21 protein-coding genes are annotated in these 24,217 nt (G+C 71.7%); 9 read left to right on the top strand and 12 right to left on the bottom strand.

All coding sequences use genetic code 11. The annotated features are described in order from the left end of the window. The first annotated feature begins 2 nt into the window (after positions 1-2). Both ACQPZW_RS44850 and ACQPZW_RS44845 read left to right on the top strand, forming a co-directional pair. Positions 3-653, top strand: coding sequence for an SIMPL domain-containing protein (locus tag ACQPZW_RS44850; protein ID WP_433792079.1), 651 nt, complete (start codon positions 3-5; stop codon positions 651-653). 51 nt (positions 654-704) lie between these two features. Next, entirely contained in the window at positions 705-1,952 is a 1,248-nt protein-coding gene (locus ACQPZW_RS44845; RefSeq protein WP_433792078.1) for a DUF4407 domain-containing protein, read from the top strand. 6 nt (positions 1,953-1,958) lie between these two features. On the opposite strand, the gene ACQPZW_RS44840 is transcribed toward ACQPZW_RS44845, so the two are convergent. From ACQPZW_RS44840 to ACQPZW_RS44805, 8 genes are all read right to left on the bottom strand, one after another. Further along, positions 1,959-2,570, bottom strand: a complete 612-nt coding sequence (locus tag ACQPZW_RS44840) for a hypothetical protein (RefSeq protein WP_433792077.1) — start codon at positions 2,568-2,570, stop codon at positions 1,959-1,961. Positions 2,571-2,891: 321 nt separating this feature from the next. Continuing rightward, positions 2,892-3,551, bottom strand: coding sequence for a hypothetical protein (locus ACQPZW_RS44835; protein WP_433792076.1), 660 nt, complete (start codon positions 3,549-3,551; stop codon positions 2,892-2,894). Then, positions 3,548-3,973, bottom strand: a complete 426-nt coding sequence (locus tag ACQPZW_RS44830) for a hypothetical protein (RefSeq protein ID WP_433792075.1) — start codon at positions 3,971-3,973, stop codon at positions 3,548-3,550. Before ACQPZW_RS44830 ends, ACQPZW_RS44835 begins: the two co-directional genes overlap by 4 nt. A 31-nt stretch (positions 3,974-4,004) precedes the next feature. Further along, a complete protein-coding gene (locus ACQPZW_RS44825) occupies positions 4,005-4,499 on the bottom strand; it encodes a hypothetical protein (protein ID WP_433792074.1) in 495 nt (164 codons plus the stop codon). Between the two features lie 72 nt (positions 4,500-4,571). Then, complete coding sequence (locus tag ACQPZW_RS44820) at positions 4,572-5,081, bottom strand: LEA type 2 family protein (RefSeq protein WP_433792073.1); 510 nt, start codon at positions 5,079-5,081, stop codon at positions 4,572-4,574. Positions 5,082-5,581: 500 nt separating this feature from the next. Continuing rightward, positions 5,582-6,100, bottom strand: coding sequence for a class I SAM-dependent methyltransferase (locus ACQPZW_RS44815; protein ID WP_433792072.1), 519 nt, complete (start codon positions 6,098-6,100; stop codon positions 5,582-5,584). A 493-nt stretch (positions 6,101-6,593) separates the two neighbouring features. After that, a complete protein-coding gene (locus ACQPZW_RS44810) occupies positions 6,594-7,682 on the bottom strand; it encodes a MerR family transcriptional regulator (RefSeq protein ID WP_433792071.1) in 1,089 nt (362 codons plus the stop codon). After that, a complete protein-coding gene (locus ACQPZW_RS44805) occupies positions 7,679-8,281 on the bottom strand; it encodes a LysE/ArgO family amino acid transporter (protein ID WP_433792070.1) in 603 nt (200 codons plus the stop codon). The genes ACQPZW_RS44810 and ACQPZW_RS44805 overlap by 4 nt, the downstream gene beginning before the upstream one ends. Positions 8,282-8,351: 70 nt before the next feature. On the opposite strand from ACQPZW_RS44805, the gene ACQPZW_RS44800 reads away from it, so the two are divergent. Further along, on the top strand, positions 8,352-9,158 hold the full coding sequence (locus ACQPZW_RS44800) for a LysR family transcriptional regulator ArgP (protein ID WP_433792069.1): 807 nt from the start codon (positions 8,352-8,354) through the stop codon (positions 9,156-9,158). Position 9,159: 1 nt separating this feature from the next. Here the strand turns inward: ACQPZW_RS44800 and dapD are convergent, their stop codons facing one another. Next, complete coding sequence (gene dapD / locus ACQPZW_RS44795; protein WP_433792068.1) at positions 9,160-10,107, bottom strand: 2,3,4,5-tetrahydropyridine-2,6-dicarboxylate N-succinyltransferase; 948 nt, start codon at positions 10,105-10,107, stop codon at positions 9,160-9,162. A gap of 67 nt (positions 10,108-10,174) precedes the next feature. Here dapD and dapE point away from each other — a divergent pair, with 67 nt between their 5' ends. Next, the gene (gene dapE, locus ACQPZW_RS44790) at positions 10,175-11,245 is read left to right on the top strand and encodes a succinyl-diaminopimelate desuccinylase (RefSeq protein WP_433792067.1); all 1,071 of its coding nucleotides are present in this window, start codon (positions 10,175-10,177) and stop codon (positions 11,243-11,245) included. On the opposite strand, the gene ACQPZW_RS44785 is transcribed toward dapE, so the two are convergent. Next, on the bottom strand, positions 11,242-11,412 hold the full coding sequence (locus ACQPZW_RS44785) for a hypothetical protein (protein ID WP_433792066.1): 171 nt from the start codon (positions 11,410-11,412) through the stop codon (positions 11,242-11,244). The genes dapE and ACQPZW_RS44785 overlap by 4 nt on opposite strands. A 172-nt stretch (positions 11,413-11,584) precedes the next feature. On the opposite strand from ACQPZW_RS44785, the gene ACQPZW_RS44780 reads away from it, so the two are divergent. The 4 genes from ACQPZW_RS44780 to ACQPZW_RS44765 all read left to right on the top strand — a co-directional run bounded on the left by ACQPZW_RS44780 (position 11,585) and on the right by ACQPZW_RS44765 (position 21,310). Then, positions 11,585-12,346 (top strand): TIGR00730 family Rossman fold protein, encoded by a 762-nt coding sequence (locus ACQPZW_RS44780; protein WP_433792065.1) that lies wholly within the window; start codon positions 11,585-11,587, stop codon positions 12,344-12,346. A gap of 1 nt (position 12,347) precedes the next feature. Beyond that, positions 12,348-12,953 (top strand): TIGR00730 family Rossman fold protein, encoded by a 606-nt coding sequence (locus ACQPZW_RS44775; protein ID WP_433792064.1) that lies wholly within the window; start codon positions 12,348-12,350, stop codon positions 12,951-12,953. A 315-nt stretch (positions 12,954-13,268) separates the two neighbouring features. After that, the gene (locus ACQPZW_RS44770) at positions 13,269-17,621 is read left to right on the top strand and encodes a UvrD-helicase domain-containing protein (protein WP_433792063.1); all 4,353 of its coding nucleotides are present in this window, start codon (positions 13,269-13,271) and stop codon (positions 17,619-17,621) included. Continuing rightward, positions 17,618-21,310 (top strand): ATP-dependent helicase, encoded by a 3,693-nt coding sequence (locus ACQPZW_RS44765; RefSeq protein WP_433792062.1) that lies wholly within the window; start codon positions 17,618-17,620, stop codon positions 21,308-21,310. The genes ACQPZW_RS44770 and ACQPZW_RS44765 overlap by 4 nt, the downstream gene beginning before the upstream one ends. A 1,060-nt stretch (positions 21,311-22,370) precedes the next feature. On the opposite strand, the gene ACQPZW_RS44760 is transcribed toward ACQPZW_RS44765, so the two are convergent. Beyond that, positions 22,371-22,775: a pilus assembly protein CpaE gene (locus ACQPZW_RS44760; RefSeq protein WP_433792061.1), complete on the bottom strand. Its 405-nt coding sequence runs from the start codon at positions 22,773-22,775 to the stop codon at positions 22,371-22,373. Positions 22,776-22,998: 223 nt separating this feature from the next. Between ACQPZW_RS44760 and cspE the strand changes: the two genes are divergently transcribed. Then, positions 22,999-23,202 carry a transcription antiterminator/RNA stability regulator CspE gene (gene cspE, locus ACQPZW_RS44755; RefSeq protein WP_093619181.1) on the top strand — a complete coding sequence of 68 codons (204 nt, stop codon included), beginning with the start codon at positions 22,999-23,001 and terminating at the stop codon, positions 23,200-23,202. A gap of 224 nt (positions 23,203-23,426) precedes the next feature. On the opposite strand, the gene ACQPZW_RS44750 is transcribed toward cspE, so the two are convergent. Further along, positions 23,427-24,140, bottom strand: coding sequence for a lysophospholipid acyltransferase family protein (locus tag ACQPZW_RS44750; RefSeq protein ID WP_433792060.1), 714 nt, complete (start codon positions 24,138-24,140; stop codon positions 23,427-23,429). Between the last annotated feature and the right edge of the window lie 77 nt (positions 24,141-24,217).

Genomic DNA, 24,217 nt, shown 5'->3' with positions numbered 1-24,217 from the left:
CCGTGGTGGACCCGACGATCGTGACCGTCCACGGCGAGGCACGCCGTGAGGTGCCCCCGGAACAGGCCGTCTTCTCCGTGACGGTGTCCGCGCGCGACCGCGACAAACCCACCGTGGTCGCCCGCCTCACCGAGCGGTCGGCCGAGGTGGCGGCGATCCTCGACGGATATGCGACGGCCATCGAGCGCCGGGAGACCGCCGGCCTGCACGTCTACGAGGAGTACCGGCGCCGCAGCGATCGCAACGCCATCCACACCGGCTCGCTGACCACCACGGTCACGGTCACCGACTTCGACCCGCTCGGCGAGTTGCTCGCCCGGCTCGCCACCGGCGAGTCCATCTCGGTCTCCGGCCCCTGGTGGCAGCTTCGGCCAGGCAGCCGAGCGGGAGCCGACGTACGCCGTGAGGCCGTCACCGACGCCCTGGACCGCGCCCGGGAGTACGCCGCGGCGGTCGGCTCGGAGCTGGACCGGATCGTCGAGATCTCGGACGCCGAGGCGGCCGGCGCCCACCCGATGATGATGCGGGCGGCCGGTGGGGCGGCCCAGGCCGAGGACAGCGCCGCTTTCGACCTGGATCCGCGGCAGCAGACCGTCGAGGCCCGGGTCCTGCTGCGGGTCACCATCACGGAGCCGACGGTCCTGCGCCCCTGATCCTGGCGAAAACGCCTCCGGGCGGCCGGGGAGTGGGCAAGACTCGGCAGCATGCGCAAGGGCCTCGGGCACCTGCTGCTGCGGGTGGCGAACGTGAATCCCCGAAGTGTCACCACACACTCGGACCGCGTTCTGTATCGATCGATCGGCGTCTTCATCCTGCTGTACTTCGTCTACGCGACGGTGGGTGGCGCCGCGTTCATCGACGCCAGCTCCGGCTACGCCCATCCCTGGTACCAGTGGGTGGTCGGGCCGCTCGTGGCGATCGGTGTGGTCGCCTACGACCGCGCGGTCGTGGGCCGGGTGACCATCAGCTACGAACGGCTGGACTCGTCGGACCCGCGGCACCTGCTGCGCCCGCCGACTCTCGGCCTCTATCTGGGCCGGCTCAGCCTGGCGCTGCTGTTCGCGATCGTCATCACCGAGCCGCTCATGCTGGCCCGGTACCGCGGCGAGATCGACGCCCACCTGGCCACCGTGCACAGTGAGCAGCTCAGCGACCTGGACGCGGGCGGGGCCGTCGCCGGATACACGGCCCGCCTCGCCGAGCTGCGCGAGGAGACCGCCGCCGACGACACCGCGGTACGCCGTCTCGTCGACCGGGCCGCCGAGAAACGCGAGGACGCCCGCCTCATGTACGGGCAGGCCCTCGACGACTCGGCCGGGCGCGGTGTCACGCGTAGCCCCGGCTGCCCTCGCAACGGCTACTGCCATCAACTGGTACGCCGTTCCCGCACCCTCGACGACCAGGCCGTCCGGCTGGAACGGCAGGCCGCCGCCCTGCAGCACCACCAGCACGAGTCCCGGGCGGCACGGGCCGGCGAACAGTCCCGTCTGGCCGAACGGATCAGCGCCGAACGGGCCGCCAACGCCGAGGTGGTACGCGGCGACTCCGGCTTCGGCGCCCGCACCGCGGCGATGTGGCACCTCATCCGCACCGACGTCTGGGGCGTCGGCGTCTTCTACCTCGGTGTCGCGCTGCTGCTGGTGGCCCTGGACTGCGCGGCCATCGGGCTGAAGCTCGTGTCCCGCGGGAACGCGTACGAGCGGGCCGAGGCGCGGGCCGCCCGGCTCCGCGAGCACGAGGCGTCCCTCATGCACGAACGCGAGATCCACGACGCCCGTACGTACGGCGAGGCCACCGCCAAGGTGATCGCCGACGGCATCGAGGCGGCCTCCCACGACGGCCGCCTCACGCGCGCCGCCACCGACCGGGCCCGGCACGTCCTGCACGACGCGGTGGTCGTCGACCCGGCCCGCATCGAGCGCCCGATCCCGCGCCACCGCCTCAACGTCTGACCCGGATCATGGGCGTACGGCCGTCGCCCGTACCGGAACGGTGAACGTCGCCCCCTGGCACGCCGGATCGCCGCCGGCCCGTACCGACAGCGCGCCGTTGAGAATGAACGCCCCCACCGTGTTCCGTGGCACCTCCCACGAGACCGGGAATCGCTCCCGCGTGAACTCCACCCTCGGGTCGGCGCAGCCGGACTCCCGGTGGATCCCGTCGGCGATCACAGCCCCCTCACCCGGCAAGATCTCGGTGACCCGCACCGGCACCCCGTGCTGGTTGGTGACGGTCACCGTGAGATTCCCCGACATGCCCGGCCGCAGCGGCCGTCCCGGATCGGAGATGGCCGTCAACGTCACCTCCACGGTGGTCCCGGACGTCCAGTCGTGCTCCCCGGCCGGATTGTTGAACCGCCAGTAGGCCCACGCGGCACCCGCGTTCGCGAGCAGCGCCGCCAGCGCCGCGACGGCGAGGATGACCCGGGCACGCCGATCGAACCGCCGCCGCTTCGCCGGATGCAGTACCTCCCAGGTGGGCTCCTCGTGATCGGCGGGGTCGAGTTCCAGATGCGAGGGCATCCGGCCGTCGCTCTCGGTGAATCCGGGCAGGGTGTCGCGCCGATTCACGAAGCGACCTCGGTGGCAGCCGCCGCGCGGGGATCCCTTGGTTCGGGCATGCGGCTCGTTCCTCCTCGAGGCCGGTGGGAAAGATGCCGGGTTCGGCGCTCATATAACGTTCCCCGACGCGGATGTCCGATGTGATCGGTTTTCCGTCCGCCCTTCCCAGCGCATAAATCGGACAGGTCTGCCGTTACGGCTTACCCCTGCGGGGTGACGAAATCGACCGTCCGGCCAACCCGCGCCAGACGATCGACCCGTCCACAACCGGCTGAAACATCGCCTGTCCGGCCATGTCCACCGCCGCACACCCCTCCGATGACGCGACCCCTATCCGGCGCCCCCGCCCTCCCCTCCAGCCGTCACCGACGGCGACGGCGAAGCGCTACTCGTCGCCGGCCCGGCGGTGGCCGAAGGTGCGGACGACGGGGGACCCGGCGCGGGGCTCGTCGGCGTCGCCGCCGCGCCGTCCACCCCGTCGCCGCCGCCGTCCGACACGACCTTCTTCCCCGCGCCCATGTCACTGTCGGTAACCGCTGGGGTGGGTCTCTTCGCCGCGGTGGCGCCACCCGGAACGGTGAGCGATCCACTCTTCGGACTCGCCGCCCCCGCCCACCGGTCCCCGGCCACGGCCCGCACCGTGTAGGTGACCGAGCTCCCCGGCTCCGCCGTCAAATCGGTGCAGGTCGAGGTCGCCGCCGCCACCCGGCAGACCTCGACCCGCACCGCCCCCACATGCCGCGTCACCGCGTAGCCGCCGACCGCCGCCCCCGACGGAAACTCGACCCCCACCCAGCTGACTCTCGGCACCCCGGCGCCGTTCAGCACCGCTTCCGGCTTCCCCACCGAAGGCAGCGTCTCCCCGCGGAGAGTCGCCGCCCCGTTGCTCGTCCCCACCGCCCAGCCCGCCCAGGCGGTCAGCCCGCTGCCCAGCGCGACCGCCGCGACCGCCCCCGCCGCGACGATCCCGGCCGCCGTCCGCCGCCTCACCGCGACACCCGGCCGGCCCGGGCCGTGAACTCCAGCTCGAACGTCGTGTTCTTGCAGGCCTCGGCCACCGTGTTCGGCATCCTCACCTCGAAATCCCCACCGGTCCTGCGTCCGTGCGCCGGTACGGTCAGCGGCAGCGCGCCGCGATAGGAGCCGACCCCCAGATTGGCCGGCGTAGGACGGCAGCGCCGCTGGGAGGTCGACATGACGCGGGCCTCGATCGATCGCACCTTGATCGGAAACGGATAGGGATTCGCAACGGTCACCCGAGTGCGCCTGACGGCGCCCGGGTGAAGATCCCGCATCACGGTCCCGCTCACCGTGAACGCGAAAGCGGTCCGGTCGGCAGATCCGACCACAGACGCTTCGGTACGCGAATCGCCCGCGACCCACACGCAGCTCACAGCCGTCCCGCTGGCCACCAGCTTCTTCAGCCACCGCCGTCGCCGACGGTCACGAGACATTGCTTCGCCCGCTCGCGGTGAGCGGAACACTGAAGGCGGCACCCTGACAGGCCGAGTCCGAGTCGTTGGACATGGTCAGGCCTTCGGTGAGGATGAAGTCCTTCTTGGTGTTCGGATTGACCCGCCAGGTGACCGTCATCGGCGAGGTGACCAGCGCAACGCCGGTGACGATGCAGCCGGCATCTCGATGAGGCGGGTCAGCGGTGACCGGGCTGTTTCCCATACGGAGCACGTTGACGAGCACGGGGAACGGATTGTCGTTGTGCACCGTGACGGCAAGGTCCACCCTGACTCCCGGGTAGAGCGGCCGGTTCGGGTCCGGTCGTCCGACGAGCCGGAGGTCGGTTGCGTTCTGCGCGGCTGTCGTCGCCGCCTGGGACCCCGTGACCTGCCACAGTGCCCACGCCGCACCACCCGTCATCAGCAGAGCTGCAACGGTTGCGACCGCGATTACGGGCCGGGCGCGCAGCGACGATGTGAGCACGTAGCCATTCCTGTCTCTGGTCGGGAGCAGAAGGTTCGGAGGGCATCACCGGATGCCCCCCGAACCGATGGATCAGGGCGCGACAGGGGCCGGGTCGGTGGCGTCGCTGCCGGCCTGGACGTTGACCTTGAAGGTGAAGGGGACCGTCTTGCAGCCGTTCGCCGCGTCGGCGATCATCCGGATCGCGTTGTTGTAGGTAACCGACTGCGGGATGGTGGTGTTCGCGGGAATCTCCAGGACAGCGCCGGCGGCGGGAGTGGCTCCGGCGACGGCGAGGACGTTGTCGTCCGCGCAAGCCGCCGACCCGCTGTCGATGTCGGTGATGGTGATGCCCTGGATCTCGACCGGGAACGGGTTCGGGTTCGTCACGGTGAAGGCGACACTGTGCTGGCTGCCCGGGAAGAACGCCGGCGGGTTCAGCGTGATGGCGGTGCCGACACCGAGAGGCAGGACGTTGCCGGCCGACGCGGAAGCGGTGCCGACTCCGTTCACACCCCAGACGGCCCACGCCGCGCCGGCCGCGCCGACGGCCACGACGGCGGCGGTGATGACGGCAGCGGAACGCTTGGTGATCTTGCGCATGGGAATGTTCCTCCTGGAACGGGTTCAGGGTGTATTCACCCCGGATGAGTCACGAGCGACTTACTCGGGGTGCACGTCGTTAATCGGGTGTCGCCGGGGCCGTAAGACCACCCGGCGCTGCGACAAAGATGGCGGACCCGGCCCAAGGCGACGATCGTCCATATCGTTCGCCTGTTGCATGCGAGACGGCGGCGGTTGCGGTCCGTCCCGGTTACCCCGTCGGCGTGACTGCGCCTGTCGCCGTGATCACCGGCACGCCGTGGCGAAGATCGATGAAACTGGCCTTGAGCTGCATCGATGAGTGTGATGCACCGGCCGCCCGTGCGGGCAACCCCGAGTTTGACTCGGATTGCCGAATACGCCCGGAATGATGCCCGGAACGTGAATTACCGGCCCGATTAACGACAAAATCGGAGCGATTCTCGGAACAATTTCAGCCCGGTGGACCCTAATGGGTTAACGGCTCCTCGGCGCGCGTTCCCCTGAAAGAGGCTTGGCGCTTATGCCTCTGTCGGTCGCTCGGCGCGGACGAGGAACCGGTGGGACCGGACCGTGAAAGAGCCCCGCGCCCGGATGGTCGCCGACAGACGGGCGAGCTCCCGTTCGTACCGCATGGGGGTGAAGTCTCTGATCTGCCAAGGCACCGACCGCAGTTGATGGACCACCGCGGCGATGTCGTGGAAGGCGAGGAGCGGATGCTCCTCGCGGACGTCGGTGACGTGCAGCCCGGCTGCGCGCAGCGTGCCGACCGCGACCTCGGCGTCCCACCGGCGCGGATGCGGCGGCGGCGCGCCGAGGGCGGTGTTGAGCTCGGCCAGGTCGCCGCTGCCGACCTGCTGGGTGAGCAGGACCCCGCCGGGTTTGAGCAGGCGGGCGATGTCGGCGGCGGGAAGCCGCCCGTGCCGGCTGAGGACGAGGTCGAACTCGTTCTCCTCGGATGGCAGCTCGGTCTGCACCGCCACCCCGAACGGGGCGAGCCGTTCGCGGGCGGCGGGTGTGTTGCGGGCCCACGTCTCCACCGCGACGGTGCGCGGGGGAGTGGGGCCAACTCGGCGAGCAGCTCGCCGCCGCCGGTGTCGAGGTCGAGGACGCTGCCGGCGCGGCGCACCAGGGGGCGGGCCAGATCGAGGTACGACCAGGACGGCTCGGACGCCACGGCCAGGCCGTCCAGCCAGGCGAACTCCCACCCGGTCATGGAGGCGCCGGTAGCCGCGGCGTTGAGCTCTTCCTCCTGCCGGTTGCTGCGCACGTCTGCGAAAGTAGCCGGGCCGGGTCTCCAGCAGCGACTCGATCTCACGGCCTTTCCAGGACCGGTGCCGGACTGTGGCTGAACGGTTACCAACCTCTCAAGAGCGACCGCCACGAAGGAGCGACGGCGGCTACCGAGAAACGCCGGCGGCTACCGAGAAACGCCGGCGGCCACGTGGTGCGGTGGCGGCTTCGAGAAGCGGCGGCGACCACCAGGGGCGGCAGCCACGTGGAGCGGCGGCGACCATCAGGGGCGGCGGCCGCTCAGTGCCGGACAGGCATGAGGAGCGAGAAATGAGACGCCGCTCCCACCGGGCGGACGATCAGCGGGCGGACCGGCCCGTCGAGCTCGAGCTCGAGCTGACCGGCGGCGCCGGCGTCGAGTGCCTGCAGCAGGAACTCCCGGTTGACCGCCACGTGCGACTCGGTGTCGGCGGCCCACTCGTCGGCGCCGGCGAAGCGCACCCGGCCCTCATGGTCGACGCCGAGGACCGACACCGGGTACGGCCGGCCCTCGTGCTCGCGGTCGATCACCGGCGCGGCGGCGAGCAGGTCACGCAACTCGGCCACGTCGACGGTGAGGGTGGCGCCGGGCGGCGGGAGCAGACGCCGGTAGTCGGGGAAGTCCATGTCGATCGGCTCGCCGGAGACGGTCCGGTCGCCGGCACGGGCGGTGACCAGGTCGTCGGTGAGGTCCACGGTGATCGAGCCGGTACGGATGCCGTGCAGCTCCTCGGCCGGCGGCAAGGGCAGGAACAGCCGGGCCGGCGAGCCCTCCACGACGGCCGGGGCGGTGGCGGCCGCGAGCCGGAAGCGATCGGTCGCGACCAGCGTGACGGTGTCGTCGCCCGTCTCGAACAGCACGCCGGCCGGGATCGGCCCGGTGGCGCCGGCGGCGGCGAACAGCACGGCGCCGAGGGCCGCGGACAGGTCGGCGGCGGGCAGGGTGATCCGGGTCATCAGGTTCTCCTCCAGGTCGAGCAGGGTGTGTAGGCGGAGGAGCTCACGTCTGGCGTCGGCGAGACCGGACTCCAGCCGGAGCAGGTGGTCGTCCAGCTTCGCCCGTACCGCCGCGGGGTCGTTGAGAAGGTCTTGGACCGCCGCCGCGATCTCGGCGACCGGCATGCCCACCCGCCGCAGGCCGGCGATCAGCCGGGCCGCTCTGACCTGCTCGGACGTATACCGGCGGTAGCCGGTCGCCGGGTCCACCGCGGCCGGGACCAGCACGCCCGCGCTGTCGTAGAACCGCAGCGCGCTGATGCTCAGCCCGCTGGCCCGGGCCGCCTCGCCGATCCCTCGCATGTCGCTCTCCACAGTCCGGAACCCTGGTGCCTCGACCTCGTCGAGGGTCAAGCCTGCACGATCAGGGTCACGCCCAGAACCGCCATGACCAGTGCGATCGAACCGTCCAGCACCCGCCACGCCGCGGGCCGGGCCAGAAGTGGAGCGAGGCGTCGTGCGCCGACACCGAGCGCGACGAACCAGCCGAGGCTGGCGGCGGCAGCCCCGAGGCCGAACGCCCAGCGGCTGGCGTGCTGCTGGGCGACCGAGCCGAGCAGCAGCACGGTGTCGAGGTAGACGTGCGGGTTGAGGTAGGTGAGGGCCAGGCAGGTGAGCAGGGTGGCCCGCAGCGTCGCCGGGGCCTGCGCGGCCGGGTCGAGGGCGGCCCGGGGGCGCAGCGCTCGGCGGGCGGCGAGGATCGCGTACCCGATCAGGAAGGCGGCCCCCGCCCACCGGATCGCGGTGATCAGGGCGGGTTGCGCGGTCAGGACAGCGCCGAGGCCGGCGATGCCGGCCCCGATCAGCGCGAGGTCGGAGAGGGCGCAGGTCAACACCACGGGGAGTACGTGCTCCCGGCGCAACCCTTGACGCAGGACGAACGCGTTCTGAGCCCCGATGGCGATGATCAGCACGGCTGACGCGACGAACCCGGCGATGGCGGAGGAGAGCATGCCCCGACGGTACGGTCGTCCCCGGCACCACTCCAGCTAATCATTTTGACGATGGATTAGTTTTCCTGATGTGGACCAGGTGCAGCTGGCGACCTTCCGGGCCGTCGTGGAGCAGGGCAGTTTCGAGGCGGCGGCCCGCGCGCTGCACGTCACACCGTCCGCGGTCAGCCAGCGGATCAAGGCGCTCGAGCAGGCCGTGGGCCAGGTGCTGGTGCGCCGTGCCAAGCCGTGCACGGCCACCACGGCCGGTCAGGGGCTGCTCCGCTTCGCCCACCAGGTGGCCCTGCTGGAGCGCGAGCTCCTGGGCGCCGACAATGTGCGCATCTCGGTCGTCGTCAACGCCGACTCGTTGGACAGCTGGTTCCTTCCGGTGCTGACGAGCGTGCCCGGCGTGCTCTTCGAGATCCACACCGACGACCAGGAGCACACCACCGAGCTGCTGCGGTCGGGGGCAGCAATGGCGGCGGTCACCTCCGAGCACGTGCCGGTGCAGGGCTGCGGGGTGGAGAAGCTGGGCGTCATGCGCTATCTCGGGGTGGCCGCGCCCGGCCTCGGCGGGTCCGCGCCGGCGCTTCTCTACAACCGCAAGGATCGGCTCCAGCACCGGTTCCTCGACCTGGCCCACGACACGCCGATCCACTACCTGCCGGCCACGGCCGCGTTCAACCGGGCCCTGCTGATGGGCCTCGGCTGGGGAATGCTCTTCGAGCAGGAGGCCCGCCCGCATCTGGAGGCGGGCCGTCTCGTCGAGATCCGCCCCGGCAGCCACCTGGACGTTCCGCTCTACTGGCAGTGCTGGCGGCTCTCCTCCCCGGCCCTGGACGCACTGACGGCCGCCGTGCAAACGGCGGCCGCCAGGGCACTGCGTCGGGAATAGCTCAGTCGTTGGCGTGCAAAGCGCTGTTCAGCTCGATGCCGGTGCCCTTGCGTGAGCGGGCCTCCAGCGCGCCGGAGACCGAGTTGCGCCAGAACAGGAGATTGTTCACACCGGACAGCTCGATGGCCTTCACCACACGGCCGTCGGGCAGGGTGATCTTCGAGGCGGCCGTGATGTAGGTGCCGGCCTCGACCACGCAGTCGTCGCCCAGCGAGATGCCGACACCCGCGTTGGCGCCGAGCAGACTGCGCTCACCGATCCGCACCTTCTCCTTGCCGCCCCCGGACAGCGTGCCCATGATCGACGAGCCGCCGCCGATGTCCGAGCCGTCACCGACGACCACACCCTGCACGATCCGGCCTTCGACCATCGAGGTGCCGAGCGTGCCGGCGTTGAAGTTGACGAAGCCCTCGTGCATCACGGTGGTGCCGGAGGCCAGGTGGGCGCCGAGACGGACCCGGTCGGCGTCGGCGATCCGCACACCCGACGGGACCACGTAGTCGATCATGCGGGGGAACTTGTCGACCCCGTAGACGGCCAGATGACGGCCCGCCGCCCGCTCCAGGAACCGCAGCTCGTCGACCCGCTCCGGCGGCACCGGGCCGGCCGACGTCCACGCCACGTTGGCCAGCTTGCCGAAGACGCCGTCCAGGTTCACCTCGTTGGGCCGGACCATCCGGTGCGACAGCAGGTGCAGCCGCAGGTAGGCGTCCGACGCGTCACCGATCGGGTCGGCCAGCGACTTGACCAGCACCCGCACCTCGACGGTGCTCAGGCCGGGAAGCAGTTTCGGGCCGGTCTGGCCGGCCGGCAGCACCGGCGGCTCGGCGGGCTCCTCACCCAGGCCGAGGTGTCCCGCGGGGAACCAGGTGTCGAGGACCTGCCCCTCAGCGGTCACGGTGGCGAGGCCGATGCCCCAGGCGGGCGAAGTCGAGATCGCGGTTTCCACGACCCGAACCCTACCGGACCCTCGATGAGTGATCAGGAGGCTCGGCGTGCCCCGGTATGGTGCGCACATGGCCAACCCGCTTACCCCGGACGTGCTGGTCGACCCCGTGGTGCTGACCCGCGCCCTCGTCGACGTCGAGTCCGTGTCCCGCGACGAGAAGGCGATCGCCGACTGCGTCGAGGACGTCCTCAAGGAGGCCGGCCACCTGAGCGTCCGCCGCGTCGGGAACACGGTGATGGCCCGTACCAAACTGGGTCGCGACCAGCGGGTGATCCTCGCCGGTCACCTCGACACCGTCCCGGTCAACGGAAACCTGCCGTCGACCGTCGTCGACGACCTGATCTACGGCTGCGGCACCGCCGACATGAAGGGCGGCGTCGCGCTCGCCCTGCACCTGGCGGTCACCCTGCCCGACCCGCAGTACGACGTGACCTACCTGTTCTACGAGTCCGAGGAGATCGAGTCCGAGTTCAACGGGCTCAACCTGGTCGCCGAGGAGCACCCCAAGTGGCTGCGGGCCGACTTCGCGGTGCTGCTCGAGCCGACGTTCGGCGCGGTCGAGGCCGGCTGCCAGGGCACCATGCTGGCGCGGGTGACCACCCGGGGCCGACGGGCGCACTCGGCCCGTTCCTGGCGTGGCGTCAACGCCATCCATGCGGCCGGTGAGGTGCTGCGACGGCTCGAGGCGTACCACCCGCGGACTGTCACCATCGACGGCTGCACCTACCGGGAGGGGCTGAGCGCGGTCCGGATCTCCGGTGGCGTCGCCGGCAACGTGGTGCCCGACGAGTGTGTCGTCGAGGTCAACCTGCGGTTCGCCCCGGACCGTTCGGAGGAGCAGGCGACCGAGCACCTGCGCGAGGTCTTCCAGGGCTTCGACGTGGAGGTCACCGACTCGGCGCCGGGCGCGCTGCCGGGCCTCGACGCGGCGCCGGCCCGTGAGTTCCTCGCCGCCGTCGGCATCGAGCCGGCCGCGAAGCTGGGCTGGACCGACGTGGCCCGGTTCGCGGCGCTCGGCATCCCGGCGCTCAACTACGGCCCCGGCGACCCGGCGCTGGCCCACGCGCCGGACGAGCACGTCGAGATCGGCAAGATCCGCGACGGGGCGGCCACCCTCTACCGTTGGCTGGCCCCCTAGTACCGCACCGTCACCCGGCCGACGGCACGCTGCGGCGGTGGGATCTCCATCGTCGCCTCCGGGTCGACGGCCGGCTCCGTGTCACGGGCCGCGAAGGCAGCCCGCCGTTCCTCCAGCACCAGACGTATCCGGTGCTGCATCCTGAGGCGCTCGTGTCGATTCGTCACGGTGGTCGCTCCTTCGCGGGGAGCCGGTGATGCCAGGGCGGTAACCGTACAGACGCGTCAGAGCTACTGTCGGTTGATTCAATCTGGCAAAAAGGTCTGCGGGTCGCAATCCTCTTACCGAAACGCAGCCGGTTATTCACCGGGTACTGACCGTCCGCACTACCTTTGTGGCATGACGGAGAGCACCAACGGGCGACAGCCGGCGCCGGAGCGTCATCGAGGAGCCGTCACGTTGCGCCGTGACGCCATCCCGCCGAGCACGGCTGATCAGAAACTGCTCGACTCCCACAACCGGGAGGAGTGGAAGACCAAGGACGCCTGGCGGGCGCTGCGGATCCTCTCCGAGTTCGTGGAGGGCTTCGACACGCTCGCCGACCTGCCGCGAGCGGTCAGTGTCTTCGGCTCGGCCCGCAGCGCCCCCGACAGCTTCGAGTGCGAGCTGGCCGAGAACCTGGGCGCCGCCCTCGCCGAGGCCGGCTACGCCGTGATCACCGGTGGCGGCCCCGGCGTCATGGAGGCGGCCAACAAGGGCGCCACCGACGCCGGCGGCATGTCCGTCGGCCTCGGCATCGAGCTCCCCTTCGAGCAGGGCCTCAACGACTGGGTCGACATCGGCATCGACTTCCGCTATTTCTTCGTCCGCAAGACCATGTTCGTCAAGTACGCGCAGGCGTTCGTGGTCCTGCCCGGCGGCTTCGGCACCCTGGACGAGCTGTTCGAGGCGATCACCCTGGTCCAGACCAAGAAGGTGACCCGCTTCCCGGTGATCCTGATGGGCACCGAGTACTGGGGCGGCCTTCTCGACTGGATGAAGAGCCGGATGCTCGACGACGGCAAGATCAGTGGCGCGGACCTCGATCTCATCCGGGTCACCGACGACGTCGCCGAGGCCGTCCGGATCATCACCGAGGCCGACCCCGCCGGACAGGATTGACATGGCCGCGATCTGCGTCTTCTGCGCCTCCTCGACCACGCTCGACCAGCGCTGGCTCGACCTGGCCGCCGAGACCGGACGGGAGCTGGCCCGCCGCGGTCACACCCTGGTCTCCGGCGGCGGCCGGGTCGGCATGATGGGTGCCGTCACCGACGGTGCCCGCTCGGCCGGCGGCCACACCCTCGGCATCATCCCGCAGCGCCTGGTCGACCTCGAGGTCGCCGACGAGGCCTCCACCGAGTTGGTGATCACCGACGACATGGCCGCCCGCAAGACGGTGATGATCGACCGGTCGGACGCCTTCCTCACCCTGCCCGGCGGCCTCGGCACGCTCGACGAGCTCTTCGAGGTCTGGACCACCTCCACCCTCGACGTCCACTCCAAGCCGATCATCCTGCTCGACCCGGACGGCTTCTACGACGGCCTCACCCGCTGGCTCGGCACCCTCGCCGACCAGGGATTCGTCCGCCCGGCGGCGATGGACATGCTGCTCACCGCCCGTACGGTCACCGAAGCCATCGACCTCACCGAGGCGACCCTCGCCGCCGGCCCGCGAAGCGGCCCGTCCGGCGCCACCTCCGGTGCAACGAGTCCCGCCACCCACTGACCTTTTCCGGTACGGTCCACGCCTCCCGCCCCCACGCAAGAGGCACATCGCCTCCAGCCCCGGGCCGGGCGCCGGCCCCCGCCGTCCGTCACCGGCACGCGAGCCGTCGCCCACCCACGTCCCGCGCGCCGGTTCCCCGGTGCGGGTCCAGGTGGGCGGTCGCTCCGCCATGTGCCGGGTGCCGGATCGGCCGGCCGGCCGCGGCTGGTGAACCCGGCCGGACGGAGGTCTCTCATCGGCCGTTCGGTGTGATTCCGGTGCGGTCGCCCTTCCTGGCCCGGAATAACGTCATACCGGCGTGCTCTCATAGATGCCGTGAGCACGCCGGTATCCCTTCCCCCGGTGCGCCGGCCCACCTATCGCCTGGTCCGTCGCCCCCGCCCGGTGGCGCCCGCGCTGCCGGCCGACCCGGTCCAGCGCCGCGTCGTCGGTCACACCTCCGGCCCGCTCCTGGTCGTCGGCGGCCCCGGCACCGGTAAGACGTCGGTGCTGGTCGAGTCGGTCGCCGCCCGGATCGCCGAGGGCACCGACCCGGAGCGCATCCTGGTCCTGACGTTCGGCCGCCGCAGCGCTGCGGCCCTCCGCGACCGCATCGAGGCCCGGATCGCCGACGACCCGGGCCGGATCGTCCACGAGCCCCTGGTCCGCACCTTCCACGCCTACGCGTTCGGCCTGCTCCGCCGGGCGGCAGCCGAGCGGGGCGAGCCCTCCCCGCGCCTGTTGACCGGCCCCGAGCAGGACCTCATCATCCGCGAGTTGCTGGCTGTCGTCGCCGATCCCGAGGCCACCGACGAGATCGGCTGGCCCGAGTCCCTGCGCCCCGCCCTGCCCACCCGGGCGTTCGCCCAGCAGCTCCGCGACCTGATGCAGCGCGCCGCCGAGCGCGGCGTCGGCCCGGTCGAGCTGGCCCGCCTCGGCGAGCGCCTGGGCCGCGACGACTGGCCGGCCGCCGCCCGGTTCCTGCGGGAGTATGTGGCGGTCCTCGCCCTGCGAGACGTCACCACCCGAGGCTCCGCCGCCTACGACCCGGCCGAGCTGGTCCGTGCCGCGTCCGGCCTGCTCTCCGACGACCCCGGCCTGCTGGAGGCCGAGCGCCGCCGCCTGGCCCACGTCTACGTCGACGAGCTGGCCGAGACCGACCCCGCCCAGGTCGACCTGCTGGCCCAGGTGGCCGGCGGCGGCAAGTCCCTGATCGCCTTCGCCGACCCGGACTCCTCGATCTACGGTTTCCGAGGCGCCGACCCGGCCGTGGTCACTGCCTTCCCACCCCGCTTCCGGTCGATCTCCGGCGCCCCCGCCGAGACCGTCGTCCTGCACACCAACTACCGAGCCGCCCCACCCCTGCTCACCGCCACCACCAGGGTGACCCGCCGTATGCGCGGTCCCATGGGCCGCCGCTTCATGCAGCCTCCGCCCCCCACCGCCGTCCCCTCTCCCAGCACCTCGGCGGCGCCGCCAGCACCCGACGCTCCGGTGTCACCCGGCAGTCCCGTGTCACCCGGCGGTCCGGCGTCACCTAGCGCTCCCGTGTCACCCGGCACTCCCGTGTCACCCGGCGGTCCCTTGTCAGCCGGCGTCCCTTTGTCACCCGGCGCCTCTACTGCTTCGGCGCCGGAGGGAACTACCGCTTCGGAGTCCGCCAGTGCTCCCGGCGCGGCCGATGGGTCTTCGTCTGCCGGCGTTCCTGGTGTGGCTGTGGGGTCTTCGTCTGCCGGCGTTCCTGGTGTGCCTGCGGGGCCTTCGTCTGCCGGCGTTCCTGGTGTGCCTGCGGGGCCTTCGCCTGGCGGCGTTCCTGGTGTGGCTGTGGGGTCTTCGTCTGGCGGCGTTCCTGGTGTGGCTGTGGGGTCTTCGTCTGGCGGCGTTCCTGGTGTGGCTGTGGGGTCTTCGTCTGGCGGCGTTCCTGGTGTGGCTGTGGGGTCTTCGTCTGGCGGCGTTCCTGGTGTGGCTGTGGGGTCTTCGTCTGGCGGCGTTCCTGGTGTGGCTGTGGGGTCTTCGTCTGGCGGCGTTCCTGGTGTGCCTGCGGGGCCTTCGCCTGCCGGTGCCCCTGGTGTGGCTGCGGGGTCTCCGACCGCTGGCACCCCTGGCATCGCCGACGCGGAAGTGGACTTCGGACCGGTGCCGGGCGCCGTGGTCCGGACGTTCCGGTCGACGGCCGCCGAGACCGCCTACATCGCGCACGCCCTACGCGAAGCCCACCTGCTGCACGGTGTGCCGTGGTCGCGGATGGCGGTGCTGATGCGTTCGACGACGTTGCAGCAGCCGTCGGTGCAGCGGGCGCTGGCGGCGGCCGGGGTGCCGACGATCATCCATGCCGAGGATCTGCCGCTGCATCTGCAACCGGCTGTCGCGCCGTTCCTGCTGTTGTTGCGCTGTGCCGTCGACCCGGCCGCGCTGAACGAGGAGGCGGCCGTCGCTCTGCTGCACTCCCCGCTCGGCGGCGCCGACCCGCTGGCCGAGCGCCGGCTGCGGCAGGGCCTGCGCGCGCTGGCGATCAGCGCCGGTGATCGCCGCCCCTCCGGGGAGCTGCTGGTCGACGCGGTTCGTGATCCGGCCGGCCTCGATCTGGTGGAACGGCGCTGGGCCCGCCCGGCGCAGACCGTCGCCCGGCTGCTGACCGTGGCGCGGGAGGCGGCTGCCGAGCCGGGCGCCTCAGCCGAGCAGGTCCTCTGGACGGTCTGGCGGGAGAGCGGACTACACGACCGCTGGTATGCGATGAGCACCGGGAACACCCCGATGCCGGATCAGCGTGACTCGGCTCGCGCCCGTGAGTGGCGTTCCGAGGCAGCCGACCGCGACCTGGATGCGATGGTGGTCCTGTTCGACGCCGCGGCCCGGTTCGTGGACCGTCTGCCCGGCGCAGGGGTCGCGGTGTTCCTGGATCACGTTCTCGGCCAGGACCTGCCCGCCGACTCGATCGCCCCGAGCGCCGACCGGGGTGAGGCGGTGCGGCTGCTGACCGCCCACGCCGCGAAGGGCCTGGAGTGGGATGTCGTGATCATCGCCGGCGTTCAGGAGGGCATCTGGCCGGACCTGCGCCTCCGGGGGAGCCTGCTGGGCTCGGAGCGCCTGGTCGACGTGTTGGCAGGCCGCCCGGCGACCGGCCCGGAGGCGATCCTCGGCGAGACGTCGGCCCTGTTGGACGAGGAGCGACGGCTCTTCTACGTGGCCACCACCCGGGCTCGCCGCCGTCTGGTGGTGACCGCGGTGGCGTCGGCGAGCGTGGGCGGCTCGGTCGGCGAGGAGCAGCCCAGCCGTTTCCTGACCGAGTTGGCCACCCCGCGCCGCGGCCCCGGTGGTGAGCTCCCACCGGGTCCCCCGCAACCGGACCCCTGGGACACCGGCCCACCCGACATCCCGGCCCACCCGACGGGCGGCGCACCGTCCCCGGACGACGACGGCCGCCCCGAGACGACGAGTCCCCCACACAACGCGGAGCCGGACCCAAGCGGCGGCGAGGCCCTGGTCCAAGAAGACGACCAGTCCTCAGACCGCGACCACCAGGCGACGGATGCCGACGCGCCACGCCTGACCGGCGGCAATGGGCTGGGCCCGGCCGGGGGCGACGGACCGGTTCCGGGCGACGGTCCCTCGCGCGGCCGGGACGGTGACGCCGAGCCTGCCCCCGCCGGGGACGGGCTGGAGACGGACGGGGAGGTGGAGCTTCCGGTGGGACGGCCGCCGCGAGCTCTCACCCTGGCCTCGCTGGTGGCCGAGTTGCGTACCGTCGTGGTGGGAAGTGCCGAGACGCCCAGCCGGAGGCGCGCCGCGGCGGCCGAGCTCGCACGCCTCGCGGCGGCCGGTGTGCCGGGAGCGCATCCGGACGAGTGGTGGGGTTTGCGGCCGCTGTCCGACGACCGGCCGCTCGTCGACGAGGGCGAGCCGGTCAAGGTGACGCCGTCGTCGATGGAGAGCGCGCTGCGCTGCAGTCTGCGCTGGCTGTTGGAGCGGCACGGTGGTGCGGCGCCGGCCGGCCCGGCGCAGGGCATCGGCAACCTGGTGCACGCCGCGGCGATGCTGGCCGAGGATGCCAACGCGGACCGGGAGAAGCTGGTCGAGTACGTGTCGGCCCGGTTCGACTCGATCGAGTTGGCCGCGCAGTGGCTGGCCGGCCCGGAGCAGGACCGTGCCCAGGCGATGGTGGACAAGCTGTTGCGCTGGCTGGCGGTGAACCCGCGACGGCTGCTGGCGATCGAGCACGAGTTCACGGTGCGGCTGGAGGACGAGCGGAACCCGATCCAGCTGACCGGCCGGGTGGACCGGCTGGAGGTGGACGAGGCGGGCCGGCTCGTCGTGATCGACCTGAAGACCGGGAAGACGACAGCCGTGTCGGCGGCCGACGTGGCGGAGAACGCGCAGCTCGGCGGCTATCAGGCGGCCATCGATGCGGGCGCGTTCGCGGATTTCGGCACGGACAGCGGCGGGGCGGCGCTGGTGCAGCTGGGGCCGGGCAAGGACGCCCGCGAGCAGATGCAGGTGCCGCTGACCGAGGCGGCCGATCCGGGCTGGGCGGACGGCATGGTGCGCCGGACGGCGGCGGCGATGGCCGCGTCCACGTTCTCGGCGGTGGCGAACAGCCGGTGCCGGGTCTGCCCGGTACGAACGAGTTGCCCGATCTCCGGCAAAGGCCGGCAGGTCGTCGAGCCGAACGGACCGGATCAGGATCGATGACGCAGCCGACGTTGTTCGCCGAAGGGCCCGGGCCCGGCCGTCGTGCCCAGTCGGGTCCCCGTTTCACACCACGTGAGCTGGCCCGGCTGCTGCGGCTGCCGGCTCCGACGTCCGAGCAGGAGGCGATCATCGCCGCCCCGGTGGAGCCGCTGCTGGTGGTGGCGGGCGCCGGTTCGGGCAAGACGGAGACGATGGCGTCACGGGTGGTGTGGCTGGTCGCGAACGGTTACGCCCACCCCGGCGAGATCCTCGGCCTCACCTTCACCCGGAAGGCGGCGGGGGAGTTGGCGCACCGTGTCCGCACCAGGCTGAGCCAGCTCGGCAGCCGCCTGGGCCGGGACGAGGCGCTGGCCGGCGAGCCGACGATCTCGACCTACCACGCGTACGCCGCCCGGGTGGTTACCGAGCACGGTCTGCGCGCCGGGTACGAGCCGTCTGCGCGCCTGCTCACCGAGGCGGCCCGCTGGCAGATCGTGGATTCGCTGGTCCGCACCTACACCGGCGAGATGACCGGGTTGAACCGGGCGCCCGGCACGGTCACCGACGACGTGCTGGCGCTCTCCGCCGAGATGTCCGAGCACCTGGTCGACCCCGACGATCTGGCCGCGTGGACGGGCCGGTTCTTCGCCGATGTCCAGGAGTATCCGGGCCGGGTCTACTCCGACGTCTCCGAGGTGCTTCGCCGCCAGCAGAACAGACTGACCCTGCTGCCCCTGGTCCGTCTCTATGCGCAGCGCAAACTCGACCTGGAGGCGATGGACTTCGGTGATCAGATGGCCCGCGGCGCGCTGGTGGCCCGGGACCATCCGGAGGTCGGGGCGATCGAGCGGGGCCGGTTCCGGATCGTGCTGCTCGACGAGTACCAGGACACCAGCCACGCCCAGGTGACGATGCTGAACAACCTGTTCGGGGGCGGGCATCCGGTGACCGCGGTCGGCGACCCGTGCCAGTCCATCTACGGCTGGCGGGGCGCGTCGGCGGGCACGCTGGAGCGGTTCCCGGAGGAGTTCCGTGACTCGGCCGGCCATCCGTCGTGGGTCCGCACGCTGACCCGGAGCTGGCGGAACCGTCCGGAGATCCTCCGGGTGGCGAACACGATCTCGGCCCCGCTGCGCGCCCAGGTGCACCGGTTGCAGGCGGCGGACCGGACGGCGGAGGCGGTCGGCGGCCGGACCGTGACGTGCGCGCTGCTCCCGACGTACGCCGACGAGGCCGGCTGGATCGCCGATTCGATGCTGACCGCGTGGCGTCTGGTCGCCGGGATGCCGTCGGCGCAGCCGGGGGAGATCCCGCTGGAGCGCCGCCCGACCAGCGCGGTCCTGGTCCGGGTCCGCAGCCAGATCCCGGTGATCGAGGAGGCGCTGCGGGCGCGGGGCCTGCCGGTCGAGGTGGTGGGGCTGGGCGGGCTGCTGGACACGCCCGAGGTTCGCGATGTGGTGTGCACGCTGCGGGTACTGGCCGACCCGACCGACGGCGCGTCGCTGTTGCGGCTGCTCACCGGGGCGCGCTGGCGGATCGGCCCGCGTGACCTGGTGGCCCTGCACCGGCGGTCGCGGGTGATCGCCAACGCCCGGGTGGCGTCGTCGGGGCGTACGGCCTCGGACCCGGAACAGGTGAACACCGACCGGCTGGACGACGCGTCCCTGGTCGAGGCGATGGCCGATCTGGGCGCGCCCCGCAACTACTCGGGGGAGGGCCACCGCCGTCTCCAGGAGTTCGGCCGGGAGTTGGCCGCGCTGCGCCGCCGCCTGGACCAGCCGCTGCCGGACCTGCTGGCCGACATCGAGCGCACGATCGGCCTGGACGTGGAGGTGGCGGTGCGCGGCTGGGCGGCCGGTGACGCCGGCCTGGCCCGAGGCCACCTGGACGCGCTGGGCGAGGCGGCGACCCGTTACGGCGCCGAGAACGAGGCCGGCACCCTCACCGGGTTCCTGGCGTTCCTGACCGCGGCCGAGGAGGAGGAGCGCGGCCTGGAGCCGGGGCAGGTCGACGTGGTGGAGGGCGCGGTGCAGATCCTGACCGCGCACGCCGCGAAGGGCCTGGAGTGGGACGTCGTGTCGGCGGCCGGCCTGTGCCGGGGCGTCTGGCCGGGGCTGGCCCGCTCGTCCGACCACTATCTCGGCGGGATCGGGGTGCTGCCGTTCCCGCTGCGCGGCGACTCGTCGGGTCTGCCGCCGCTGGATCTGTCCGACGCCATGGATCAGAAGGACGTGGCTGCCGCGGTGACCGCTTTCGGTCGCTCGTGGCGCGAGCACGACGAGCGGGAGGAGCGCCGCCTCGCCTACGTCGCGGTGACCCGGCCACGCCGGTTGCTGCTGTGTTCCGGCTACTGGTGGGGCGACGGCGTGAAACGTCCCCGCGGCCCGTCGGTCTTCCTCGACGAGATCCGCCAGACCTGCGCGGACGGTGCCGGGGTCGTCGACGTGTGGACCCCCGAGCCCGCCCCGGGCGACACCAATCCGAGCGATCAGGTGGTGGCGACGGCCGAGTGGCCCGCCGATCCGCTGGGCCTGCGCCGTCCGGCGATGGCGGCGGCCGCCGACCTGATCCGTCGCATGATCGAGAACCCGGACGCCTCCGCGGCCGAGGCGTTCGCCGACCTGGCCGCCGCGGATCCGCAGGTGGCGGCCCGGGCGGGCCTGGCGGCCGATCTGGTCGGCCTGGCCGGTCCGGGCGAGGTCCCCGACGGTGCCGGTTGGTCGAAACCCCATGCGGCGGTACGGCGTACCGAAGCGTCCCCACCTCCCCCCGACGATCCGTCCGCCCCGCCCTCTCTCCGGCTCCCACGACAGCCCGGCCCGGCCGCCGCCCCCGGGGAGTCCGATTCCGATCGTCCCGCCCCGCCTTCACCCCGCCCCGCCCCGCCCTCGAGCCCTGCGGCGACGGCGGGCCATGCCGACCCGCTATCGAGCCCGGCGGCGATGGTGGAGTCGCCGGATCGGGCCGCGCTGCTGGCCGCGGTCGAGGCGGCGGACCGGGCGGCGGCATCCGAGGACCCGGACATCGCCCGCTGGCGCCGGGAGGCGACATTGCTGCTGGCCGAGCGGGAGGAACGGGCCAGGAAGGACGGCCCGATCGAGGTGACGGTTCCGGCTCACCTGTCGGTGTCGCAGCTTGTCGTGCTGCGCCGTGACCCGCAGTCGCTGGCCCGGTCGCTGCGCCGCCCGCTGCCGCACCGCCCGGCGCCGCAGGCCCGCCGGGGCACCGCCTTCCACGCCTGGCTGGAGCAGCGGTTCGGCGCGGTCCGGCTGCTCGACATCGACGACCTGCCGGGGGCTGCGGACGACGGCGCCGCCGAAGACGACGAACTGGCGGCGTTGCAGGAGGCGTTCCTGACCGGGGAGTGGGCCGAGCGGACGCCGATCGAGGTGGAGGTGCCGTTCGCCACGACGGTCGCCGGGGTGGTGGTGCGCGGGCGGATGGACGCGGTCTACGCCGATCCGGACGGCCGCTTCGACGTGATCGACTGGAAGACCGGCCGCCGCCCGTCGGGTGCGGAGGCCGAGGCTGCCGCGGTTCAGTTGTCGGCGTACCGGATCGCCTGGGCGTCGCTGGCCGGGGTGCCGGTGCGCAAGGTCCGCGCCGGCTTCCACTATGTCCGTGAGCAGGTGACGGTCCGCCCGGCCGACCTGATGGACGCCGCCGAGCTGGCCGCCCTGATCGAGGAGATCCCGCCGGCCGCCCCGTGAAGAGTCCGTGTCCGTGCTCAGGGCAGACCCGCCGCCGAATCACGCCCCGCTAGGGAGCTTCCGAGGTCAGGGTCTGTGCCGGGTCACCGCCGCCTCGGCCGGTCTACCTGCCGGGTTCGGGTGTTGTCGCCGCCGTCTGCGGTCGGTGGCCGAGCCCGGGTTCCCCTACCGGGTGCACCGGACGGCTCCGGCGATGGGTCTTGTGCCTACCCGAACCGCTGCTCGGGTGCGACTGCGGCGCGACACCGGCGTCGACGACCCGGCTCACGCGTGTCAGTGGTCCGTGTAGTCGATTTTCTCTGTGGTCGCCGGCGGTGATGGGCGCACACGTAGCGGTTGCGTGTGCGCTGGTCGTCGCCCTGGCGTTGGTGAGAGCCCACGATCGGGGTTGTGTGTGCGCTGGTGGTCGTGGGGGCGTGGCTGGGGTCGCACGATCGGTGTTCGTGTGCGCCTCGTCCTCGTGCTCGGCGAAGGCAGGGAACGTCCTGGTGAGGAGTCCCCCGGGGCAAGGGCAGCGGACGTCTGGCGACCAGTCTCTCGGGGCAATGGGCCGGAGACGTCTTGGTGCCAGTCCCTCGGGGCGATGGGCCGGAGACGTCTTGGTGGCCAGTCCCCCCGGGCCGGGGGCAGCGGACGTCTCGGTGACCAGTCCGTGAACCGCGGCGTGAACGGGCTTGCGGCGACGTCATGACCTGGCTGAGCTATGGCCAGCCGACGCCGGCGCAGACCCTATTCCGAAAGCTCTCTAGTCCCATCGATACAAGACGCCGAGCCAGGCTTCTACGCTGGGCCACTGCCGACCACGGCGGGTCTGGGCACTCTTGCCGCCCCTCTATCGGCGGTGATCAAACCCAGCGGCGGCATCGGGCACACCAGCCGCCCCCGCCCAAGCCTCGGTCCCGGGCCCGGTCCGGCCCGGGACCGGCTAGGAAACGCCACGCCAATCCGAACTACCGCTCGGGAGCCGCCCTCGACCGCACGTCGACGCTCGCCACCCCGCCAAGCTGTGCCGAGGCAGACCCTGACTTCAAGAGGTGTCTACCGGGCGGCACTGAAGCTGCTATCGGGCGGCGCTGAGAAGGTGGAGGAGGGCGGCGGCGTAGGCCCCGGCGGCGGTGGCGGCGGAGAACTCCTGATGGTGGCCGAGCAGTTCCGTGCGTACCGTATGGGTGTCTTGATCTTGATGAAGTGACCGGAACGTGCCGCCGAGCAGCTCACGCAGCTGGTCCTCGCGGGGCAGCCACAGTGCCTCGTCCAGATCGACGTCGTCGAGCGCCCACTCGGTGGTGCCGTTGAAGCCGATGATTCGCCCCTCCGGGCGATCGTGGACCTGAATCGTCATGTTGCTGAGTACGAAAACCTCGTCGTCGAGGTCCCGTTCGGGGACAGCGAAACGGTCGCCGAGCTGCGGCTTCCACGCCAATCCGGCTGCTTTGAGCTGCGATGCCACTTCGACGCCGAGCACCTCGCGGCCTCCCTCTCCGTGCTAGGCTCCTCAGCGTTGTCAGTTTGGTTCCCAAGTACTCAGGAGCGCCTGTGGGGAAGTCTGCCCCAGGCGCTCTTTGTCGTAACCCGGGTTTCTCCGGTCGGGCGATCAGTACGACGACACGAGACCCACAGAACGCGGGTCTTATTACCTCGTTCCCGTCCATAATGGTCTGGAGCGATCGATCGTCGAGGAGACGAGCATGGTTACCGGTGTTGTGAAGTGGTTCAACGCGGACAAGGGCTTCGGGTTCATCACCCCGGACGACGGCGGCGCCGACGTCTTCGCCCACTTCTCCGCAATCCAGATGTCCGGCTACCGGGCCCTGGAGGAGAACCAGCGGGTTGAGTTCGAGGTGACCCAGGGCCAGAAGGGCCCGCAGGCCGCCAACATCCGGGCCCTCTGATTCACCTCTGAGTTTCGGCCGCCTCGTGCGGCCGGGCAGCTGTGAAACGAGCGTGGGGAGTTCGGGCGCGTAGAGCGTCCGGGCTCCCCACATTCAATTTCCGGGCGTGACACCCGGGTCTGGCAGCCGGCCGACGGCACGCGGGCGTGGCATCCGGTGCGGTGCGAGCCGCGGACACGTGAAAGGCTCCCGGCGCGCCGGGAGCCTTTGGTGATCGGTATCGGTCAGACGGAAGCGGCGCTCGGCAACGGCGCGGTGCCGCCGAGGTGCGCCGGCAGCCACCAGCGGTCGTCCGGCCCGGAGGGCTCGTCCGGATAGGCCCGCTGCACCGAGTCGAGCAGCACGGTGAGCCGTTCCTTCAGCGTCGCGGTGATCGACTCCGGCGTCGCGTCGGCGGCCACCGGGATCGGCTCGCCGATCTTGATGATGACCGGCACGTGGCGCTTGGTCAGCTCTTTCTTGCGTCCCTTGGTCCAGAGCCGGTGCGGCCCCCACACGGCCATCGGGATCAGCGGGACCGACGCCTCCTGGGCCATCCGGGCCGCTCCCGACTTCAGCGCCTTGATGGTGAACGACTCGCTGATCGTCGCCTCCGGGAAGACGCCGACGATCTCACCGCTCTTCAGTGAGTCGATGGCGTGCTTGAAGGCGGCGGTGCCGGCCTTGCGGTCGACCGGGATGTGCCGCATGCCACGCATCAGCGGGCCACTGATCTTGTGGTCGAAGACCTGCTTCTTAGCCATGAACCGGACCAGGCGCTTGGCCGGCTGGGCGCCGAACCCGCAGTAGATGAAGTCCAGGTAGCTGGAGTGGTTGCTGGCGAGCACCGCCCCGCCGGTCGCGGGGATGTGCTCGGCACCCTCGACGGTGATCTTGTTGTCGAGCGCGCGGAACATCGTCTTGGCAAGGGCGACGACCGGGGGATACACCAGTTCCATGGCAGCACGGTAACCGAAGTTCCTGGGAACGGCGCGGGTCGGGATGCACGAATCCAGCAGGCCGACCGGCTCGCGGG

This window comes from Actinoplanes sp. CA-252034 (assembly GCF_050956125.1).
Taxonomy (GTDB): Bacteria; Actinomycetota; Actinomycetes; order Mycobacteriales; family Micromonosporaceae; genus Actinoplanes.
The sequence above is the reverse complement of the archived record's forward strand: the minus strand, read 5'-3'. Positions and strand labels throughout refer to the sequence as shown.

Coding starts and splice junctions, on each gene's coding strand:
- ACQPZW_RS44845 (WP_433792078.1), top strand. CDS start 705: ATGCGCAAGGGCCTCGGGCACCTGCTGCTGCGGGTGGCGAACGTGAAT.
- ACQPZW_RS44780 (WP_433792065.1), top strand. CDS start 11,585: ATGACGGAGAGCACCAACGGGCGACAGCCGGCGCCGGAGCGTCATCGA.
- ACQPZW_RS44775 (WP_433792064.1), top strand. CDS start 12,348: ATGGCCGCGATCTGCGTCTTCTGCGCCTCCTCGACCACGCTCGACCAG.
- ACQPZW_RS44820 (WP_433792073.1), bottom strand. CDS start 5,081: ATGCGCAAGATCACCAAGCGTTCCGCTGCCGTCATCACCGCCGCCGTC.
- ACQPZW_RS44805 (WP_433792070.1), bottom strand. CDS start 8,281: ATGCTCTCCTCCGCCATCGCCGGGTTCGTCGCGTCAGCCGTGCTGATC.
- ACQPZW_RS44765 (WP_433792062.1), top strand. CDS start 17,618: ATGACGCAGCCGACGTTGTTCGCCGAAGGGCCCGGGCCCGGCCGTCGT.
- ACQPZW_RS44750 (WP_433792060.1), bottom strand. CDS start 24,140: ATGGAACTGGTGTATCCCCCGGTCGTCGCCCTTGCCAAGACGATGTTC.
- cspE (WP_093619181.1), top strand. CDS start 22,999: ATGGTTACCGGTGTTGTGAAGTGGTTCAACGCGGACAAGGGCTTCGGG.
- dapE (WP_433792067.1), top strand. CDS start 10,175: ATGGCCAACCCGCTTACCCCGGACGTGCTGGTCGACCCCGTGGTGCTG.